The 1717-nt window shown below is 69.8% G+C and carries 2 protein-coding genes; both read left to right on the plus strand.

Annotated features, from left to right (window positions below; all coding sequences use genetic code 11):
• The coding region (rlmN, locus tag I59_RS02470; RefSeq protein WP_022902524.1) for a 23S rRNA (adenine(2503)-C(2))-methyltransferase RlmN at positions 1-1099 on the plus strand (1099 nt) is incomplete at its 5' end.
• 410 nt (positions 1100-1509) lie between these two features.
• A partial coding sequence (locus I59_RS21810) for a hypothetical protein (protein ID WP_222834981.1) occupies positions 1510-1717 on the plus strand: 208 nt, incomplete at its 3' end.

Here is a 1717-nt window from a genome sequence, read left to right on the forward strand (position 1 = left end):
GGGGCAGCCGCCCGTGCACCTGGCCGACCTCACGGTCGAGGAGCGCGTCGAGAAGGTCAAGGAGCTCGGCCTGCCCGGCTTCCGTGCCAAGCAGCTGTCGACGCACTACTTCACGCACCACACGTCCGATCCGGCGCGGATGACCGACCTGCCGGCCGCTCAGCGGGAGGAACTCGTGGCGGGCATGCTCCCGCCGCTCCTCACCGAGACCCGGCGGCTCGCGACGGACAACGGCGACACGATCAAGTTCCTCTGGAAGCTGCACGACGGCGCCCTGGTCGAGTCGGTGCTCATGCGGTACCCCGGCCGCATCACCCTGTGCGTCTCGTCCCAGGCCGGGTGCGGCATGAACTGCCCGTTCTGCGCGACGGGGCAGGCCGGGCTGACCCGGAACATGTCGACCGCCGAGATCATCGAGCAGATCGTCCGGGCGAACGCCGCGATCGCCGCAGGGGAACTCGGAGGTGACCCGCGGAAGGGCGGGCAGGACCGCGTCGACGCCGAACGTGTGACGAACATCGTGTTCATGGGCATGGGGGAGCCGCTGGCGAACTACAAGCGGGTGATGGACGCCGTCCGGACCATGGTCGCGCCGCAGCCGAACGGCCTCGGCATGAGCGCCCGAGGCATCACGGTGTCGACCGTCGGACTCGTCCCCGCGATCAAGAAGCTCGCCGACGAGAACATCCCGATCACGTTCGCGCTGTCGTTGCACGCGCCCGACGACGAGCTCCGTGACGAGCTCATCCCGGTGAACTCGCGGTGGAAGGCCGACGAGGCCATCGACGCCGCGTACGAGTACTACGCGAAGACCGGCCGGCGGGTCTCGATCGAGTACGCGCTCATCAAGGACATGAACGACCACGCCTGGCGTGCCGACCTGCTCGCCGAGAAGCTCAACGCTCGCGGGCGGGGATGGGTGCACGTGAACCCGATCCCGCTCAACCCGACGCCCGGCTCCGTGTGGACGTCGTCCGAGCCGCACGTGCAGGACGAGTTCGTGCGTCGGCTCAACGCCGCCGGCATCCCGACGACCCTCCGCGACACCCGCGGCAAGGAGATCGACGGGGCGTGCGGCCAGTTGGCTGCGGCTGAGTAGACGGCTGGGCAGGTCTGCCTGGAGGCACGGTGCAGGTTCGCACCTGGGCCCACGCCGCCGGTTCCGAGGCGACGCGCCAGCGGCGGCTCGGCCGTGCCGGTGGGGAGCCTTCCGTCGTTCCCGGGGGCGCCCCGGCAGCCGCGGGCGCGGCTCGAGTACCCCGACTTCCGCGTGGTTCCGGGGAAGTCGGGGTACGACACGCCCGGGATGCGACCCGTGTTGGCGCTCCTGTTCACCTCTGCGTAAAGTAATCACTCGTTGCCGCTGAGGCGGAGAACGGAACGGCCGGAACGGTCGCCTCCGAGTCTCGCCCGGGCAACCAACCAGCCTCTCTGACGATGCCCGCTGAACTGCGGACGGAGTGGGGAGTGCGTCTGGTCCTTGAGAACTCAACAGCGTGCACATTGTCAATGCCAATTTATTACCCGGCGTCCGGGCTCGTCGTGTCGGTGCTCACCAGCGCCGCCGCCGGACCCGCGACGCTCATCGCCACCGCGATCATCGACCTCCTCGACCGCGCCGCGGCCGACGACGCACCCGGCGCCCCCGTGCCCGACGGCGTCGACCCCGCACCTTCACCGGACGCTTCGCGAACCCGTGGGGCGTCACCGACATCGC

The organism is Curtobacterium sp. B8 (assembly GCF_000333315.1).
GTDB lineage: Bacteria > Actinomycetota > Actinomycetes > Actinomycetales > Microbacteriaceae > Curtobacterium > Curtobacterium luteum.